The 17825-nt window shown below is 50.9% G+C and carries 14 protein-coding genes; 3 read left to right on the top strand and 11 right to left on the bottom strand.

Annotation, left to right across the window (positions count from 1 at the left end; translation table 11 throughout):
* Positions 1 to 24: 24 nt before the first annotated feature.
* On the bottom strand, positions 25 to 720 hold the full coding sequence (locus H9I36_RS10495; RefSeq protein ID WP_222864691.1) for a DUF4912 domain-containing protein: 696 nt from the start codon (positions 718 to 720) through the stop codon (positions 25 to 27).
* A gap of 324 nt (positions 721 to 1044) precedes the next feature.
* Between H9I36_RS10495 and H9I36_RS10490 the strand changes: the two genes are divergently transcribed.
* Positions 1045 to 1779 (top strand): hypothetical protein, encoded by a 735-nt coding sequence (locus H9I36_RS10490; RefSeq protein WP_187385308.1) that lies wholly within the window; start codon positions 1045 to 1047, stop codon positions 1777 to 1779.
* 65 nt (positions 1780 to 1844) lie between these two features.
* On the opposite strand, the gene H9I36_RS10485 is transcribed toward H9I36_RS10490, so the two are convergent.
* The 4 genes from H9I36_RS10485 to H9I36_RS10470 are packed head-to-tail and all read right to left on the bottom strand — an operon-like array spanning position 1845 to position 6657.
* The gene (locus H9I36_RS10485) at positions 1845 to 2279 is read right to left on the bottom strand and encodes a response regulator (protein WP_021330844.1); all 435 of its coding nucleotides are present in this window, start codon (positions 2277 to 2279) and stop codon (positions 1845 to 1847) included.
* Between the two features lie 18 nt (positions 2280 to 2297).
* Positions 2298 to 2783 carry a chemotaxis protein CheX gene (locus H9I36_RS10480; RefSeq protein ID WP_187385307.1) on the bottom strand — a complete coding sequence of 162 codons (486 nt, stop codon included), beginning with the start codon at positions 2781 to 2783 and terminating at the stop codon, positions 2298 to 2300.
* Between the two features lie 14 nt (positions 2784 to 2797).
* The gene (locus H9I36_RS10475) at positions 2798 to 4240 is read right to left on the bottom strand and encodes a CheR family methyltransferase (RefSeq protein ID WP_187385306.1); all 1443 of its coding nucleotides are present in this window, start codon (positions 4238 to 4240) and stop codon (positions 2798 to 2800) included.
* A gap of 11 nt (positions 4241 to 4251) precedes the next feature.
* Entirely contained in the window at positions 4252 to 6657 is a 2406-nt protein-coding gene (locus H9I36_RS10470) for a chemotaxis protein CheA (RefSeq protein WP_187385305.1), read from the bottom strand.
* A gap of 150 nt (positions 6658 to 6807) precedes the next feature.
* On the opposite strand from H9I36_RS10470, the gene H9I36_RS10465 reads away from it, so the two are divergent.
* Entirely contained in the window at positions 6808 to 8034 is a 1227-nt protein-coding gene (locus tag H9I36_RS10465; RefSeq protein WP_187385304.1) for a hypothetical protein, read from the top strand.
* Positions 8035 to 8133: 99 nt separating this feature from the next.
* On the opposite strand, the gene H9I36_RS10460 is transcribed toward H9I36_RS10465, so the two are convergent.
* The 6 genes from H9I36_RS10460 to pyrG form a co-directional block, all read right to left on the bottom strand.
* Complete coding sequence (locus H9I36_RS10460) at positions 8134 to 11316, bottom strand: FlgD immunoglobulin-like domain containing protein (RefSeq protein WP_187385303.1); 3183 nt, start codon at positions 11314 to 11316, stop codon at positions 8134 to 8136.
* Complete coding sequence (locus H9I36_RS10455) at positions 11316 to 12386, bottom strand: hypothetical protein (RefSeq protein WP_187385302.1); 1071 nt, start codon at positions 12384 to 12386, stop codon at positions 11316 to 11318. Before H9I36_RS10455 ends, H9I36_RS10460 begins: the two co-directional genes overlap by 1 nt.
* A 297-nt stretch (positions 12387 to 12683) precedes the next feature.
* Positions 12684 to 13424: an LPS export ABC transporter ATP-binding protein gene (lptB, locus tag H9I36_RS10450; RefSeq protein ID WP_187385301.1), complete on the bottom strand. Its 741-nt coding sequence runs from the start codon at positions 13422 to 13424 to the stop codon at positions 12684 to 12686.
* Entirely contained in the window at positions 13417 to 14358 is a 942-nt protein-coding gene (locus H9I36_RS10445) for an LptA/OstA family protein (RefSeq protein WP_255422730.1), read from the bottom strand. Before H9I36_RS10445 ends, lptB begins: the two co-directional genes overlap by 8 nt.
* Positions 14339 to 14923: an LPS export ABC transporter periplasmic protein LptC gene (lptC, locus tag H9I36_RS10440; RefSeq protein ID WP_187385300.1), complete on the bottom strand. Its 585-nt coding sequence runs from the start codon at positions 14921 to 14923 to the stop codon at positions 14339 to 14341. The genes H9I36_RS10445 and lptC overlap by 20 nt, the downstream gene beginning before the upstream one ends.
* Positions 14920 to 16533, bottom strand: a complete 1614-nt coding sequence (gene pyrG / locus H9I36_RS10435; protein ID WP_187385299.1) for a CTP synthase — start codon at positions 16531 to 16533, stop codon at positions 14920 to 14922. The genes lptC and pyrG overlap by 4 nt, the downstream gene beginning before the upstream one ends.
* A gap of 687 nt (positions 16534 to 17220) precedes the next feature.
* Between pyrG and H9I36_RS10430 the strand changes: the two genes are divergently transcribed.
* Complete coding sequence (locus H9I36_RS10430) at positions 17221 to 17658, top strand: hypothetical protein (RefSeq protein WP_187385298.1); 438 nt, start codon at positions 17221 to 17223, stop codon at positions 17656 to 17658.
* The last annotated feature ends 167 nt before the right edge of the window (positions 17659 to 17825 follow it).

Raw genomic sequence — 17825 nt, 5'->3', positions numbered from 1 at the left:
AATTCTCCGATTTTTTGAATGCGATTACAGAAACGATTCGCGGTGCTGTATGTAATGATCGAGCAAAAGCTCTTTTATGCCGGAAAGAGATGCGATCGGCGTTATACCGGCATCATTGCCCGGACGAATATGGGCGAGCAGTTTCGACGAGCGCGGGATTTCGACCGTACCGGAAGACGCGAGCACGATCGTTCCCGTTTTCACCGAAGCCGCCAATTCTATACGTATGATTTTTTTGCCTGCGGGACACAAGAGGTATTCCGACGTATCCGCAGGTGCGATCTGTACATCATACGCATCGTCGGGCTTCGTATCGGTGCGGTTCGCAAACGAGCAAACGCGGAGAAAGATCGTATAGTCCCCGTGCTTTTTTAAGCTGCGTATATCAGGCTCGCCTATGTCCCAATAGACGTAGACCCATGCCGGACTCCTCAGCACCGCTCCTATCTGTGTCATATTGTACGATTCGGGAAGAGATGCACCCTCTGCGGATATCTCACCTTCTTCCCGTGCGATGATCATATCGTTCGGATCGTCCGCCGCCTCTTGAGCTACATCGAGCAGCTCCCCGATGAGAAATCGCCTGTTCAAATTATCAGGCACATCTATGCCGTACGTATCGGCAAGAACAAGCAAGTCGGAAAAAGACAAGGACTCAAGATATGTGCGGGTCATCACGTTTTTTTTCATATTGTCCTTAAAATGCGGCACGCCGTTCATGCGCCGCGTTTTAATGCGTATTTTTATAATGCGCTTAATAATCCTAAAAAAATAAATATTAGTCAAGGCGTATTTTTCATGGTACAATATGATTGAATTATGGAGCAACAGAAAATCAGCAAGCCGACACAGAGGATCGGATTATTAAAACCTCCGCACGAATCAACAATCCCGACGCAAGCGTCGGGTACAGTGCTCAACGTTTCGCACTGTATGTTCTCATAAGGTGGTTGCAGTCGGCTTTAATACCCTTTGTTACGACGCAAGCGTCGGGGTATTAAAACCTCCGCACGAATAAAAAAGTCTTCAAGAAAGAGAAAAAAAATGACATTGTATTTTTATACCGCCCACCGAAGCGCATGCGAAAAGATCGCAAAGGCGCTCGAAAGAGAGGGACATATATGCAGCATCTGCACGAATTGCGATGATTTTTACAAAGCCGTTTTAAATACGAAAACCCGCCCCGATTTGCTGCTGCTCGACCATTTGACCTGCGACAGCAATATTTGCAACATATACCGTTATATGCGCGAAGTACGCCGCCTCATTCCGCTTATCGTTTACAATACGCCGTTTCCATGCGGCTGCGATGCGCGCATCAAGCACTGGATCATGACACTCAATCTCTACTACGGCCGCACACCCGCCTTCGATGCCGCCGCATACCTTCCCGTTTTAAAGACGATCGCACAAACGGTCGAAGCGAACGAAATAAGCCCGGCGGCTTATACGTTCCACGGATCGAATTACGAAAAAGAAAAAACGGATACGCTCGAGCGAAGCGGATCCGCGCTTATCGAATACAAGCAAAAACTGCCCGCATCGCTTTTTTCCGTATTTGAAATACTGTACGATAACAGAACGGCGGCGCTCAGCATTCCCGAACTGCAAATCCTCCTGCAAGAGCGAGGCGTTCATACGAAACAGGGAACGATCTATTCACATATATCGCGATTGCGTACTTATCTGATGAAAGAAATCTCGGAGATGTATATTTTGAAAGTAAAAAACGGATATCGGTTATACACGAGAGAAGAAGCAATGTCTGCGGCTCTCTAAAAACCGGAGAAGAACGGGGCTGCCTCAAAAGCATTCGCCTTTTCGACAGCCCGTCCCGTAGACGCTTATTTCATGCTCGCGGAAATGCGCTCCAAAACCTTTTTGCGGTCAAGCGGCTTGATGATGTAGTTTTTGGCACCGAGCAGCAAAGATTTTTTTACCAATTCTTCTTTGCCGAGCGCGCTGACCATAACGACGCGTGCATTTTTGTCGAACGTCATGATCTGTTCGAGCGCGGTGATGCCGTCCATGCGCGGCATCGTGATATCCATCGTTACGAGATCGACATTCGGGCAAAGCTCTTTATATTTGTCGACACCTTCTTTACCGTCTGCAGCCGTCGCGATGATTTCGTAGCCTTCGCTTGAAAGAATCTGTCCGAGCTGCTTTGCAACAAACATCGAATCATCCACAACCAATACGCGGATCTTCGATCCGTCGGCTTTCAGTCCTTCCTGCGGACGCTCGTTAATCGTCGGAAAATCCTGTTTTGTCTTCATATTCTATACTCCTGCCGTTTATGTACGTTCACGTATTGCAACATTGACTTCGACTTTACCGCACTCGGAAATGAGCGGCACGATAAGCGCTTCGACATTTTCGGTGTGCGTACCGCCGAGCGCGGCGATTTCCATCTTCTGTCCGACAAAAAGCGCAGGCGGCGTCAAATCGAATTTAAATCCGAGCTCCTGCAATTTTGTAACGGCCTGAGCCGTGATCAAATTCGCAAGCTCACTGATCGTCGCTTTTGCAAGATCGTCGAATTCGGGAAGCGTTTCGCCGTTCATCTTGGACGCGATGTTGAGCGCCGTCTCGATCGTCATATCGTACAAGACGCGGCCTTCGACATCGCCGGCAAGTCCGACTAACGCAGCGACTCCCATCATCGGCATCGCCGTCGATTTGAGATACAGATCGCCGCGCTTTACGTCGACGCCCCCGAGCACTTCTTTTAAAACGCTGTAAGAAGTTTCAACGAACGGGTTAATATACTCTACTCTCATTCAAGTCCCCTTGTCTATTTATTTTTTGTGTACACTTTCAGTGCACCTATGGTCTTTTCAACAAAACCGGATCCTGCCGGAAGCGTTTCGTTTTCTCCCACAATCACGATGCCGTTCGCTTTGAGCTTTTCGTCGAAATCGGCGATGACTGCTTCCTGTCCGTTCTGCGGCAAAAGCGACAAAACGTCGCGCGCAAAGACGATATCGATTGCGGGAAGCTGGTTCGTATGCTGGCAATCGTGATACTCGAACATAATACTATCTTTTACGTCTTGTGTAAATGTGTATTCGCCATTCGCCTTTTTGGACAAAAAGGGTGCATACCAATCGGCTGCGACGGCATCCGGCACGGACATGAGCGGCGCGTTCGATACGCTGAGCAGATCCGTATCCTGTGCATAGATGCGAAGCTTCGCCGCGGGATATTTTTTTCGGAGTACACACGCAAGCGAATAAGATTCCGTACCCTTACCGCAGCCGGGGTTCCACACGCAGATCTGCTTTGCCGCGTTTTCGGGCAGCACTTTATACACGGCGTCGGCATAGGCTTTCGTCCACCACGCGCCCGTACACGGCGACCAAAACGACGACAGAAAGAGGGCTGCATCGTTTTCGTTTTGCAGCTGGGATTTGCCCTTGCCGCGCTCTTCTTTCCACGAATCGAAACGCGCGTTCACCCACTGCTCGTTGAGAGGCGTCGTCGTAAATTTTCGATACGTCTTTAAGCTTTCGATAATGAATTTCAAATCCTGCGCGGACGTATCGGGTGCGCTCTGTCTTTGCGAAGCTGACGGCTTTGCGGCCGCCGCCGCTCGGGCGTTCATCGCGTCTGCAGCGGTTTGTCGGGCGGAAGCTCCCGCCTCCGGCACGGCAGCGGGAGCAGGGGAATCGAACACCGGCTTCGCATACGCGCGGTCTTTTTCTTCTTCGCCGACGCGGGAATTGAAAATGCGTGCGACGTCGAGCAGAATGTAGAGCCGCTTTTCGGCTTCGACGATACCCGAAATATATTTGATATTGATATCGCCGAACAGCGGATGCGGCGGCTGGATCTTGCTTTTTTGCACACCGAGCACTTTATCGATTTTGTCGACGACGACACCGAAAGTCTGTTCGCCGACGGAAAGGATGAGCAGGCTTTCGAGTTTATCTTTTTTATCCGTGCGCTCGGGAACCGGAATATTGAAAAACAGCCGCAAATCGATGATCGGAATGATATCGCCGCGGAGATTGTATACGCCGAGCACGAACGGAAGCGTATTGGGCACGTAGGTAAACTGCCCCGCCTTCGCAATTTCTCTGACGTGCATGATGTCGACGCCGTAATCCTTTCCCGAAAGCGAAAACGATACCATTCTGAAATCGACGACGGATAGAGAGCCGCGCGTATTTACGGCAGCGGCTTCCGCCACGGCAAAAGCGTTTTTCAGCCGATCCTGTATTGTCTTTTCTTCCATCGCAACCTCACTCACCGATTCGCACCGATCGCCTGCTGGGCATTGATTTCTTTGCGCACACCGAGTTCGAGCAGCTGGCTTACGTCGATGATCAACGATACGGAACCGTCTCCGAGTATCGACGCGCCGGCGATGCCCGGCGAATTGGTAAACTGATCGCGCAGCGGTTTGATAACGACATCTTCTTCACCGATAAGACCGTCGACCATAATACCGATTTTCTTTTCCTGAGAGCCGACGATGACGATAAAGCAATAGCCGTCGTTGTCGGCTTCGCTTTCGCGGATATTGAACAGGCGCGAAAAACGCAAAATACTGATCACTTCGTTCCGCACGTTGAGCACTTCGTAGTTGTCGATCGTGCTTATCTCGCTCAGCTTGATGCGCTGGCTTTCGATGACGCTCGCAATCGGAATGGAATACACTTCGCTTCCGACTCTGACGAGCAAGCCCTGTATGATCGCAAGCGTCAGCGGGAGTTTGATCGTAAACGTCGTGCCGCGACCTTTTACCGAAGAGACGAATACCGTGCCGTTCAGTTTTTCGATCATCGTTTTGACGACATCGAGTCCGACGCCGCGCCCCGAAACGTTCGTGATTTTATCCGACGTGGAAAATCCCGGTTCGAAGATGAGATTGAACGCTTCCTGATCGGTCAAAATTTTATCGGGATGAATGAGGCCTTTTTGGATCGCTTTTTGACGGACTCGCTGCACATCGATACCGGCACCGTCGTCCGATATTTCGATGATGATCATATTGCCTTCGTTCGATGCTTTCAAAAGCACCGTACCCGTTTCACGCTTGCCCGCCTTTTTTCGATCGTCCGGAGATTCAACACCGTGATCGACGGAGTTACGCACACAGTGCATGATCGGATCGAGCAGGTCTTCGACGACGGATTTATCGAGTTCGGTATCTTCGCCTTCGATTTTGAGATCGATTTTTTTATTGAGATCGCGCTGCAGATCGCGCACGACGCGCGGGAATCGGCTGAAAATCTGGCTGATCGGAACCATACGGATCTTCATGACGCCTTCCTGCAGCTCGCTCGAAATGCGTCCGAGGTTTTGCGTCGACGAACGGAATTTTTCCGTCGCGCTTTTGACTTCGGAAACGTAGGCATCGAAGAGATTCGACAAACCTCCGTAGCTGTTCATGATCTCGTCTTTTACGTCTTTGACCGAAGTTCCGCTTCTGATTTTGTCGAGATACTGCGGGAGCATTTCAAAGAGCTGGCGCATTTTTTCTTTGTAGTTCGCTTCCATGCCCTGAAACATGACAAATGAATTGACAAGCTGCATGGAAAGCTGATTGAACGCCGCCTTCGTGATAACCGTTTCACTGACGAGATTTAACAGGTAATCGATCCGCTTCGAATCCACGCGCAGTATGGAGCCGGCTTGCGCCGCATGGGACGCCGCCGGTGTCGAAGCGTGTCCGCCGGAAGGAGCCGCTTGCGAAGGGGTAGACTGAGCGGCGGGTTTCGCCGCTTCCGCCGATTCGGCAGCTTCCGGCTCGGCGCTTTCGGTCTCGGATGCGGCAGCCTCTTCGGCGGCTTCCGGTACTTCGCCGCCGTCCGCTCCGTCAAACGAATCGATGCGCTGCGCATCGTCGATGAGCGTTACGTCGGCAAGAAAAGCCGTGTCTTCGATCTTTTCCTGCGTTTCCGACGTCGCAATATAATAATACACGTTTTCGTAAAAGGTATCTTCGTACAGCGCGTCGAAATCGGGAACGGTTTTTAAAACGCTGCCGATCGATTTCAGTGCGGCAAAAACCTGAATGCCGCCGACGCTGTTCATGGGATTGCTTTCGTCGAATTTTACGGACACGCACCACAGGGACTGATTGCCTTGACACGCTTCTTTCAGTTCGAGGTATTCGCTTTCCGAAAGTGCGGGGCGCGCAAAGTCCCCGTCACCCGATGCGGCGGGTTTCGGAGACTCGGCTTTCGGCGCCGCCTTTTTCGGAGCGGCCGGTTTCGGGGCGGATTTTGCGGCGGGAGCCTTTCCGTCTTTTCCTGAAATATACGAATGGATCGTGTTGATAAGGTCGTCGATATTTTCCGAATACACCGAACCGTTTGTGCGCGCTTCGAGCATCGCTTTGATAACATCGATGGAGTTGAGCAGCACGTCGATGACCGGTTCGGTAACTTTCAATCTGTCGGAGCGAATTTCGTCGAGCATGTCTTCGACCGAATGCGTAAACGACGCGATTTCGTTCATCTCTACCGTTGCCGATCCGCCTTTCAGCGTATGCGCCGCACGGAAGATTTCATCGATGGCTTCGTGATTCGTCGGATCGTTTTCTATGACCAACACATTGCTTTCGAGATTATCCACCTGCTGTTCGGCTTCGGCAAAAAAATCTTTCAACAGCTCTTCATTGTTGGGATCAAGATAATCGCTCATACTCTTTATTATATACGTAAACGAAGATAATTCAAGCGCCTAACGCGAAAATTTACAATTTTTTCCGATCCCTTTCCGATACAGTTATTCGTGCCTTTTGCCGATAATATAGAGACAATCTTTACGGATTTTTTTATCAGGAGTGCCGCCGTGAACCGGAAAAAAACGCTTTGTATCATATACGTATTATCTGCCCTGCTCGCTCATCGCGTATCCGCCGCAGGATTTTTTTCAGGCTATACCGGAGTCAAAGCCGACCTCGGATTTGCGGATGCAAGCGGCTCTTTTGACACGCAGCTCAAACTGCAGTCGTTTTTTGCCGGACAATTCAATTTGGCGAACAACCTCATCGCCCGTGCCGAATTTTCGATGCGCACCGGAGACATCATCGACAATACGATTTTCAATAAAACGCCCGCCGATTTCAAAATCGACGAACTGTCGCTCATCCGCCGAAAAGAATTTGAAAAGAGCACGAATTTTCTCAGCGTTTTCGCCGGTACTTACGAGCCGATCGGATCCGACCTCCTTTTACGGCGGCAGTTCGGCATCGAAGCGATTTCATCGAAGATCACCGAAAGCTGGCTCGGACTTTCCGGCTCGATCGTGTGTCCGCTGTTCGGTATCGGCGTTTCCGATATCGTACGCTTTTCGAGCGCGCCCATAGCGACCGGCGGCTACCTGTACGTGAATCGTGAAAACCCTGACAACAATTTCGTGCTGAACGCCGACGCGCGCTTTGCATGCGCTTATCAGTATTTTATCCTCGACGCCGCAGCAGGCATCAATTCCCCGATGAAAAACAAAAATGCCGCAGGGGAAGACGTTATCCTCCTCGTCGACTCTCTGTACGCGCATACGGGCATCACCATGCTTCTCGGAAACAATTATACGCCCTGCTCGTTTTTTATACAGACGGGCGTGTACGATCTGCCGATCAAAGAGGGTTCGGACACCTTTTCGTTCGACATCGCAAGCATCTATCTCCTCGCGGAATTTCGTATGCGGCTGTCGTCGTATCAAGCGATGTTCGCCGCGTTCAGTCTCCCTTCCGACACGGTCGAAGAGCTGCTCTTTATTCGCGACACGCTCGGCTGCAATTTTACGCTTTGCAACCCTTCAGTGTACATCGGCGCACAGCGTTTCGAATTCGGCATACACAACACGATTTCATTTAAAGACAAAACTTACCTCGATATAAAAAATTTTGCCGACCTCTTCGCTTCCGTGCCGACGATTAGCGCCTCTCCGTATGCCGCGGTAAAAATCGGACGGGGAGAATTCCGCACGATGCTGCAAGTGCGCATCTCCGATTTAATAAACAATTCTCCCGCCGCCGGATTCGAATGCAATTTCGGCTACAAAATGCAGCTGTAAGCGCAGCCACTGCATTCTGAAAAAACATTCTCTGCAAGGCATAAAAAAAGACGGACTCGTCTTCCGACAGGTCCGTCTTTCGGTGCTGCGTTTTATCGCTTACTTTTGTAAAATAAATTCGACGCGCCTATTTTTCCAATTGTGATCTTTATCGCGCCAATCGGCGACGAGTTCCGTACCGCCCTTTCCTTCGGTTGCGAGACGAGACGCGCTTATGCCCTTATCGACGAGATAGGATTTTACAAATTCCGCACGTTTTTCGGACAGCGGGATGAGCGCAGGTCCCCACAGGCGCGGATTGTCCTGCGTTTCTTCGGCTTCGTTTTCAGTTGTACGGTTCGCATGCCCGACGACGGTCACTTTGTACTCCTTGAATTTATTCAGGATTTCCGCGATGCGCTTCAAGATGCGCTCGTTGTTTGCAGCCTGTTCGGCCGTAACGCCGTCCCGCTTTCCCGGAGCGCTTTCGACTTTGAAGTCGGCGTTGTCGGGGCGGAAGATGATAGACGGAACGGCCATTTTGAGCACGTTGCCGTCGCGGATGACGAGCACGTCCACGGGGATGATACCTTTGACCGTCGATGTCATGCCGAGATTGTCTTTGACGGTAAATGTCCACGGATAATCGACGGCCGACTGCACACGCTCGGCCGCACCCGACGCGGTCTTTTGCGTATTGCTTAAACCGTCCCACACGATGCGTTCCGTAATCGCCGACGTTCCGCCCGTCTGCCAAAAGCGGCGGCCGTTCGGATCGTCGATCGTAAACGACCACTCGGTGATTTTCCCCTTTGTCGAACCGTTCAATTTGATAAACAAATCGTCATCGACGCCGTCGTTGTCGGGACTGAAGTAGGCAGGCGTCGTACGAACGCTGAGTTCGGGAGGAGTAGCCGAGCACACGAACGGAGAAGACGAAACGGAAACGCTCCGTCCGTTGCGATACACGATGCGGAGCTTTCCGGTAAAGGTGCCCTCGCCCGCTTTTCCCGCGTCGTCGAAACCGTCCCACGCAATCGATTCGGGAAGGCTTTCGCCGTCTTTCGACGACCGGCTGCGTACCGCCTTTCCGTCTTCTCTGCACACGTCGAAATTCCACGACGAAATCGTATCGCTGACCGAAGTGCGGATATCGAAGCGCTGCGAATCGAGCACGCCGTCGCCGTTGGGAGAAATACCGTCGTACGTCGTCGTCACGTATGCTTTTACATCTCGCGTATCGATTGCGATGCCGTTCAATGCAGTGCTGAACGCATTGCCCGCTTCATCAGTCGAAGCGATGACGAGTGAATATGTGCCGTCGGGTACCGTATTGCCCGATTCGTCGGCACCGTTCCATGAGAATCCCGCTTTGCCGTCCGTCTGTACGGTACCCGCCCACGTGTATTTCCGAACAAGGGTACCGCGCGCATTGCGCACTTCGGCAGTCCACAGTTTTTCCGTCGTGCAGTCGCGAACGCCGACCGGCAGCTCGATCTGGGTCGAATCGCCGGACGGTGAAAAGGACGTCCACGGGATCTCCGCCGCGAGGTACGGCGCTTTCGTATCGAGGGCAAAAACCTGCGTCGAAGCCGATGCCGTCGAAGCGTTTGCGGACGTTATTTCAAGAGAGGCGATATACTGTCCGTCGGAGCAAAGGGCGCCTTTATCGTCCCTTCCGTCCCACACAAAGGATGCGGGCACGCTTTTATTTTCGCTCACCGTTTTCAGTGCGACGCTTGAACCCGCCGCAGCGATTTTAAACACATACTTTACGATACCGCCGCTTCCCGCGTGAGTGACGGGCGTAAACGAAATCGTATCTTTGACTTTATCACCGTTCGGAGAAAATGCTGTGCCCTGCATCGCAAGGAGCAGCGTCGCTTTCGTCGTATCGAAATTGAAGGCGTCCGAACGGACGGCAACGCTGTTGCCCGCCAAATCGATTGCGGAAAGCTCGTACACGTATGAACCGTCGGGAACAAATTTTCCGTTGTCGTCGAGGCCGTCCCACGAAATCGTTTCGGGCGGAAATTCGCCGAGCGAATATTCTCGCACCGCCTTCGTCATATCGCTTGAAGCGTAGATGCGTCCCGTCCATGCGGGAACCGCCGCGAGCGTTTTCGGCACGATCGTTTCATTTATCGTAATCGTGCTCTTCGAACCCGCGCCGAATACTTTGTCGGAAACGCGGAGCTGCGCCTCGGGTCGCTTCGTGTCGATGACGCACACCGGCGACACTATCGGAGTCGTTTCATAGCCGTTGAGATATTTTGCCGTGACGCGCGCCTGATAGCGTCCGTCGGGAAGCGTTTTGCCGTCGGCTCCCGTACCGTCGAATACGATCGTCTCCGGCGGCAAAGCGGACGTCGACTGATCGAATGTACGGTAGACTTTGCCGTTCGCATCGACGACGGTCACAGCCCATTCGGTGAGCTTGTTGCCGGTGCTCGCTGCAGGAACGGGAATGGTCACATTGAACGTAACCGCTTTTTGTTTGCTTTCGGTATTCGGAGAAAAATAGCGTGAACCCGAAATCGCGATATTCGTCGCAGGCTTTTCCGCAGAAAAGATGATATTCGATATGGAAGCGGCAGGGGAAGTATTTCCCGCTCTGTCCGTCGCCGTAACCGTATACGAATAGATGCCGTCCGCAACGGGTTTGCCTGAATCTCCCGTTCCGTTCCAGCTGAACTCGGGCGGCGTCGTGTCTTTCCACGAATAATTTTTTACCGCCGTTCCGTCCGTACCCGCAAAGACACCTTTCCACTCATCTTCTTTTGAACCGGACTGCCGCACGGTAAAAGACGCTTTCGCCCCTTCGCCGAAAATCTTATCGGTCGGCTGAGTAAGCGCGATAGAAGGAGGCGTCGTATCGACGACAACCGTATACTTATCCGTTTTGCCGATATTGCCGTTATCGTCCGCCGCCGTAAAATAATAATAATAAGTTCCGTCGGGAGCCGTTTCGCCGTTATCCATAACGCCGTTCCACGAAACGACGGGGGGAATGTCTATCGTCTTTTTCGGAGAAAAGAGCTGTTTCCAAAACGATTTGAACGTCAGTTTTTCGGTAAACGCGAGTTTGTTTCCGATCGTTCGAACGACGCTGCCGCCTGCGTTTTCGACGACAAAGCTCCACGAAACGACGTAACGCCTGTCGGAAATGCGCAGCGGAACATCGAGCGAATCCTGAACGCCGTCGTTGTTCGGTGAAATATATTTCGGCTGCCGCTGAGCAGAGACCGAAGCGGCGGAAAACAAAAAAAGTACCGCCGCCATAAGTGCAGATATCCGTTTCATTATTTATCCTCCCCTGTCCACAATTCGATTTCCGGCGGATCGGTATCTTTCATGCCGAGATTGAATTTGACATTGCCCGAAACGGCGTGCACCGTTTCGTAAAGCTGCTGCCACCCCGCGTTGACTGTCATATCGCTTTCGCCCCAGCCGTTGCGCTTCAGATATTCGTTACGCTTCGTCTTAAACGTAAAGCGATAGCCGATGCTGACTGCCGGCATAAAATTGCCGTACTTATCGTAATCGCGGAGCTTTATCGCTTCACGGATATTGACCTCTTCCGATATGCGCAAAAACAGCGCGTCTTTTACGGAAAACTGAAAGCCCGTGGCAACGATGAGATTTTGAAATCCCGGCGTTATCAATTCAAACGAAGCGCCGCCTTTTACATGATCGTTTGCAAACAAAAGAGCCGCAACGCCTGCGTGCACGGTTCCGAGCATCGGAAACATACCCGCTTTGTTTTTCCTGTCAATGCCGATGAGATCCGTCGATGTGTAATTTTTGCCGAGATTGAGCACCGACACACCGAGCCTGAAATCTTTCATAAAACCGAGACGCGGGATGCGATAGAGCGCACCGATATTTGCGCCGAACGACCAATCGCTGCCGTGTCCCCAATACACGCCGCCGTACATACCGACTCCGACGGACAGACGCTCGCTCACCTCTTTTGCGATACCGACATTCGTACCGAGCGTATTTCCGATGTCGATTTTATCGATCGGCAAAAATACGCCTTTAACGACGCCGCTCGCAACAAAGTATTTCCACGGAACGAGGAGTCCTCCCTGTAACGCGCTGCCGAAAGTTTTCGATCCGCCGTCCGAAGAAAAAAGCGCCGTGTACGCAGCGTCGAGCGTGATGCGCTGCTCATACGCGATAAGCGCAGGGTTGAAGACGATCGCATCGGGACCCGCGGTAAAGATTCCGCCGCCCGCGCTCGACGACGCATAGGTGAGCTGCGTCGGACTCACAAGTCTGTCGAGACTTTCTCCGCCGATCGGCGGATTGTAAGCAAATATCACAGAGGCAAAACACAGTGCCGCTGCCGTCATCATAATTCTTTTCATCGTATACTCCCATACCTCTTTGTTATCATAAACTCCCGTAAAAAACTTCCGATACTTTTATTAATCAACACCCCCGACGCAAGCGTCGGGTACAGTGCTCAACGTTTCGCACTGTATGTTCTCATAAGGTGGTTGCAGTCGGCTTTAATACCCTTTGTTACGACGCAAGCGTCGGGGTATTAAACCCTCCGCACGAATAAATTTAACAACTGATACTTTTAAAACTCGACGTTCAACCTATTAAACAAACGAAACGGCGATAGTTTACAGTTGTTTTCACAATAAATCCACAAGCGCTTACATCGAAAAATCTTTGCCGAGATAGATTTCGCGGGCAACGGATGAATCGAGGATGTCCTGTTTCGTGCCCTGCATCATGATTTGACCGTTATTGATGATGATCGCGCGGTGCGTGATCTCAAGCGTGTCGCGCACGTTGTGATCGGTGATGAGGATGCCGATACCGCGCTCGGAAAGCAGCTTTATCATACCTTTGATGTCCGCAACCGCGATCGGGTCGATCCCCGCAAAGGGTTCGTCGAGCAGCAAAAACTTCGGCTCTATTGCAAGCGAACGGGCGATTTCGGTACGCCGACGCTCTCCTCCCGAAAGCGTGATCGCCTGCTGATCTCTGATCCTTCCGATATCGAATTCGCTTATAAGCTGTTCGAGCCGCATCTTTTTTTCGCCGGCAGAAAGATCGCGCCGCGTTTCAAGGATCGCCCAAATATTTTCTTCCACCGTCAGCTTTTTAAACACGGACGGTTCCTGCGGCAGATACGAAATGCCGAGCCGCGCGCGCTTGTACATCGGGAGCACCGTGATCCTCTCTCCGTCGAGAAAGACGTCGCCCGAAGTCGGACGGTAAAATCCGACGATCATGTAAAAGGTCGTCGTTTTGCCCGAACCGTTCGGTCCGAGAAGTCCGAGCACTTCGCCCGTGCCCATCGAAAAATCGATGCCCTGCACGACGCGTTTTTTGCCGAATGATTTATATAAACTTGAAACCCGCAATACGTGCCGCATTTCGTCAGTCATCCATCCCCCGTTTGCCGCCGCCCGTCTTCGCACGTGAAAGCGTATCGGGCGGAACATCGTCTTTTGAAAGGTCGGATGCCGTATCGTTTTTGCGGCCGCGCTCGCGTACATCGATTGGAGCGTTTGCTGCGTTTTCCGCGCCGCTTGCAGCTTTATCCTGCACTGCGCCGGGCACTTTGCCGGGAGGCGTCATTCCATCGGGCGGTGCGTCGTCTTCGCCTGATGCGTTGTCTCCTGCCGTATCGATTTCATCGCTCACAACCGAATCTTTTTTTTCGGTTTTATCCGGCTCGGCGCTTTTATCGTCGACGACGGAACCTTTGACGCGGCCATCGAGCGTAATCTGCTGCGTATCGAGATTCAGCGTTATCTCCTGCGCGCGGAACGTATCTTCGCCCTGCGTGATCTGCGAGTTGCCGCTCATTTCGAGCATTTGATTTTTTTTGCGGTATACGGCATACGCACTCGAACAGACATTGTCCTTTTGTTTGATCGTTATACCGATTTGAATTCGCGCGATGTCGGTATTTTGATTGTATTCGATAAGCTGCGCGTCGACCGATACGCCGTTTTCCGTGTCGGCAAGATGTACGTTGTCTTTGAGCGTCGCGATCTTCGTTTCGCGATCGTAGGAAAGACGCCCGCACGTGAATTCCATATTCGCTTCGATATTTTTTCCGGTGATGTTTCCGTCGGCTTCGATGTAGCGGAAATTTTTTCCGCTCATCGTAATCGAATCGGCGGCGATTTCCATAGACGACGTGAGCACGTAGGCGCTGCCCGAAAGAGTTGTCGTATCGGACGTATTGCCGGCCGTCCCCGTCATGCTGTTTGCGGAAAACGTAATACGCTCCGACCACGCGGGGAGCATAGAAGCGACAACGTATAAAATTAATAATACGATTATACGCGTTTTATTGCCGGCTTTGCGCATCGCCGCCTTCCTCCGCATCTTCGTCGGTTTCGACCGTTCCCGACACGGCGCCGGTAAATACGAAACGGTTACTTACGCCGCTTGCGGAAAATCCCGAACCGCGGACGACCGTACCGTTTTTTTTCATCGTGATCGTATCGGTGCGGCGGCTCGTAAGCTGTTCGGTATTTCCGTCCCAGCGCAGTTCGTCCGCCGAAATCGTTACGCCCCTCGGTTCATTCGTAAGTTCGATCCCGTCGTAAAGCGAATAGATTTTTTGCTTCGAATCGAATGCGACCAATCCGCACGAGCCCTCGGTTTCGGCACTCCCGTCGTCCGCATAGGCCGTAAACGAAACCGAATCCGCATAGGTGCTGCCGCCCTTATACTGTTCGAGCGTCCGCGCGCGCATCGAAAGCGTCTTTTTATTTTTTTCCCACCGAGAAAAATCTGCGTTTGCAAAAACGAATTCGGGCACTTCCGATTCGACGTTTTTTTTTCCGTCGGAATATTTCAGCGAACAGCCGGCCGAAAAAAACAGCCAACAGCACAAAACGGCACCGGCCGTAAAAAGGTTCGGCGTCATTGTTTTTTACCGAGCGCCGCTCCGATAAACGAAACGAAAAGCGGATGCGGTTTCATCGGTCGGGAAACGAATTCGGGGTGATACTGCACGCCGATGCCCCACCTGTGATCCTTCCATTCGAACGCTTCGGTACTGTTGTCCGGTTCGGAAATCGCGGACGTGATGAGACCGTGCTCCGTCATATCGGCGGTGTATTTTTTATCGAACGTGTACTTGTTGCGGTGCCGTTCGATGATCGTAAGCTTTTTGTAGATGCCGGCAAGCTTCGTCTCTTTGATGAGGCGGACGGTTCCCGCACCGAGCTTCATCGTACCGGCAGCCGAAAGCCCCGTCTGTTCTTCCGGCAAACTGATGATCGCGTGAGTGCTGTTTTGTATAAACTCCGTGCTGTCCGCATCCGCCCAGCCGCACAGCGAACGTCCCGTTTCGATCGCCATAAGCTGCATACCCAAATCGATACCCAGATAGGGTATATCGTTTTCACGCGCATATTTTACCGCAACGAGGAGACCGAGAAATCCGCGCTGCCCGTAATTCGCGGGCACGACGATACCGTCGACGTCTTTGAACGCCGCCGCTATCTCCTTTTCGTTTTTGCAGCTTTCGAGCGTTTCCGCGTCGATTTTGCGGAGTTTCAGCTCGGCGCCGTACTGCGTAACCGCGGCGTGAAACAGCGATTCGCGTACCGATTTATAGCAATCGTCAAGGTAATCTTTTTTGCCGACGACGGCGATGCACACGGCGGGGCCGCAGGCATTGAGCTTTTCAAGGAATGCCGTCCACGGGCGGATATTGCAGCGTTCGGCGGTGAGCGCAAGCTTTTTGAGCACCCGCGCATCGAAGCCTTCTTTGTGAAAAATGACCGGAAGCTCGTATACCGATTTCTGTACGTCGACCGAAGAAAAAACCGCATCGGGGGCAACGTTGCAGAACAGCGCAATTTTTTTTCTGAGCGGCATATCGAGTTCGTTTGCGGTGCGGCACAAAAGGATATCCGGCTGGATACCCGCTTCCTGCAGCTGTTTCACCGAATGCTGCGTCGGCTTCGTTTTCAATTCACCGCCGATAATCGCAGGCACGAGCGTGATGTGGATGACGCATACTTCGTTTTTGCCGAGTTCGTGAATGAGCTGCCGTGCGGCTTCAAGATACGGGATCGATTCGATATCTCCGACGGTACCGCCGATTTCGACGATGACGACGTCCGCCCCCGAACGTTCGCCGACGGAAAGGATATTGCGCTTTATCTCGTCGGTGATGTGCGGGATCACCTGTACCGTGCGTCCGTTATACCTGCCGGCGCGTTCGTTTTGGATCACTTGGTTGTAGATTTTTCCGATCGTAATGCAGTTGTGTTCGGCGACATTGACACTCGTAAAGCGCGCGAAATTGCCCAAATCCAAATCGGTTTCCGCACCGTCTTCGGTAACATATACTTCGCCGTGCTGAAACGGACTGATGTTTCCGGCGTCGAGATTGATGTACGGATCGCATTTTATCATTGAAATCGAAAGCCCGCTGCATTCGAGAAGACTTCCGAGAGATGCGGATGCCACACCTTTGCCGAGACTGGAACATACGCCGCTCGTCACGAGTATATATTTGCTCATAGCGCGATTTTCCCATTTACCTTGTGCTTCGTCAATAGCGCGGAAAGGCAGCGCTGAGTGTGCTTTACGTTTGTATATGCAGGATCATATTATATAGGAAAAAGCGTAATTTTTTGAATATTTTCACGACTTTTCAACTTTTTAAGTTATAGGTTCAATTTCGAGTTTTCTAAAACTCGAAATCTTCCAACCGTTCCGCGGATTAAGTGAATAGCGAGTTTCGAAAACGAATAAAAGTGTGCGAAGGCGAGGTTCTCACCTGCGTAATAAAACTGCTGGAAGTGTGCACAATACGGCGCAGCAGCGGGAGACCCGCGTGCGACTTTGTGCGTTCAGCTTGCGGAAGGGCGTTCGGCTTCGCCTCACTAACGAGTTTGCGTTGCAAACTCGCGGTGTCTACAGAACTGTTGTACTTTTTACGTACCGATTCCGCTGTGAGAGCCGCGATTGTACACGCTTACGGACAATTGTACCGTAGCCGTCCTCGCCGGAAGCATAGTGTTATCAGCTAATTTCGAACCTTGACATTCGACCGAATAAGAAGCAAGAAATAAGCTGAAAATTGATTTCCGTGATCAGCGTGTCCCTAATATATACAAATCTAATAAAAAATGCTACAATACCCCTATTAAAACCCACACAAGCTCCACCAAAGAGCTTTTTGAACAGGTATATAACGAGGCTGCGATGATGAATGAGATGAACCCTAAATTAAAAGCGCTTATTGCTGCAGGGTTAATTGGAACTGCTGGGCTTGGAATGCAGAGCTGTTCAATGCCGGCTGATAGTGGAGTAGAAGTAGTGGTGAATGATGAAAATACTTTTGAAGGCCTCAAAGTTGCTCCTAATGACCAGATTAATTTAGCAAGAGGGCATATTTTATCTGGAACTGAAGAAGGTGAACGTAAGACTACCATTCTTAATGCCAATGGTTTAGACAACGCAACTTTTCATTATTATATTATAGGTGAAGGATTTAAGAATGAAGATACTGGAGATGATACTTTAAAGTATTATGCCTATTATAGAAATAATGTTAGTATTGGTTTACATGTTTATATTATTCCTATTAGTAAAAAAATAAACTTTGAAAAAGCTATAGCTGCTTATAAAGCTGGTCATTAATTAAGTAAATAATTAAAAAATCACAAAAAATTATAAGATTATAGCTCTAGTTTATTTATTAAAGCTAGAGCTTTCTTATTTTTTGAATTTTTTAATTTGATTTATCACTTAGCTATTCTATAAAAATAGTTTATAATTTTAATACAAAAATAACAGAATTTTAATAT

It is taken from the genome of Treponema sp. Marseille-Q4130, assembly GCF_014334325.1.
GTDB lineage: Bacteria > Spirochaetota > Spirochaetia > Treponematales > Treponemataceae > Treponema_D.
Note: the sequence above shows the minus strand (reverse complement) of the source record. Positions and strands in the feature narration are given on the sequence as shown.